Below are 1,542 nucleotides of genomic sequence, written 5' to 3'. Positions count from 1 at the left end.
CTGCTGCTCTCCCCGGACGTCGGGAGAGCAGCAGGGGCGGTCGTGCCGAAGGAGACGGGAACGGTCGTCCCGCCCGTCGGCCGCGGTCTCGGCCTTGAACAGAATGCTGACCGGCGGGCCGGACGTGTTCTTCCAGGTGCCGTCCAGGCTGCGCAGGGTACCCCTGACCGTGATGGTGCGGCCCTTGCGGACCGGCTCCAGGTCTTGGCGCCCTTCGCCCGGAACTCGACCACCACAGGCTCCTTGGCCGACGGACGCCAGACGTCGTCCGTGGCGCCGACGGTCTCGAGCGTGCCGACGACCTGCGCGCGTTCGGCTCGGACTTCTGGGCGGACCTCCACGCCAACCCGCCGCTGGAGATGCTGCGCTGCCGTGCCTGAGCTGTACGCCGGACCGGTCCACCCCTCCGGAAGCGGTGGGCCGGTCCGGGCCTCAGGGGCGAGGGCCCGGCCTCAGGGTCGATGGCCCGTGTTGAGCCGCGCGGCCCGGCGCGTCAGATGGTCGCGCTCGGCGAGCGTGGGGGCTCGGTGGGCGGCCTCCGCGTACAGCCGGGCCGCCGTCGGCAGGTCGCCGTCGCGCTCGTGCAGATACGCCGCGACCGCCGTGTGACGGGGCAAGGCGTCGCTCAGCTCGGCGAGTTCGGCCAGCCCGGCGCGCGGACCGTCGGCCTCGCCGACGGCCACCGCCCGGTTGAGCCGGACCACCGGACTGTCCGTCAGGGCCACGAGCTCGTCGTACCACTCGACGATCTGCACCCAGTCGGTCTCCTCGGCGGTCGGCGCGTCCGCGTGGAGCGCCGCGACGGCGGCCTGGGCCTGGAACTCACCCAGCCGGTCACGGGTGAGGGCCGCCTGCAGGATGCCCACGCCCTCGGCGATCATCGCGGTGTCCCACCGGCCCCGGTCCTGCTCGGCGAGCGGCACCAGGCTCCCGTCCGGCGCGGTCCGGGTGGCGCGCCGAGCATGGTGGAGCAGCATCAGGGCGAGCAGCCCCGCCACCTCCGGGTGGTCGATCGCGGCCGCGAGCTGCCGGGTGAGCCGGATCGCCTCGGCGGCGAGGTCGACATCACCGGAATAGCCCTCGTTGAAGACCAGATACAGCACGCGCAGCACGGTGGCGACATCGCCGGGCTGATCGAACCTCACACCGGAGACGGTGCGCTTCGCCCGGCTGATGCGCTGCGCCATGGTCGCCTCGGGCACCAGACAGGCCTGCGCGATCTGCCGGGTCGTGAGCCCGCCGACGGCGCGCAGCGTGAGCGCGACGGCGGACGACGGCGTCAGCGAGGGGTGGGCGCACAGGAAGTAGAGCTGAAGCGTGTCGTCCACCGAGGGGGCGGGCCCGGGCCCGGGTTCCTCGTCGAAAAGGTCCTCCCGCCGCCGCCGGGCACTCTCCGCCCGGGCCGCGTCGAGGAACCGCCGCCAGGCCACGGTGACCAGCCAGCCCTTCGGATCCCGCGGCGGGTCGTCCGGCCAGACGCGGACCGCCTCGACCAGGGCGTCCTGCACGGCGTCCTCGGCCGCCGCGAAGTCTGCTCCGCGG

At 74.3% G+C, this 1,542-nt stretch carries 1 protein-coding gene; it reads right to left on the bottom strand.

Annotation, left to right across the window (positions count from 1 at the left end; all coding sequences use genetic code 11):
• Nucleotides 1-452 precede the first annotated feature (452 nt).
• Nucleotides 453-1,542, bottom strand: a 1,090-nt coding sequence (locus ACFWM7_RS35245) for an RNA polymerase sigma factor (RefSeq protein WP_383268857.1), incomplete at its 5' end; no start/stop codon positions are given.

The sequence above is a fragment of the Streptomyces sp. NPDC058375 genome (genome assembly GCF_042723425.1).
In the GTDB taxonomy this organism is placed as follows: domain Bacteria; phylum Actinomycetota; class Actinomycetes; order Streptomycetales; family Streptomycetaceae; genus Streptomyces; species Streptomyces durocortorensis.
The sequence above is the reverse complement of the archived record's forward strand: the minus strand, read 5'-3'. Positions and strand labels throughout refer to the sequence as shown.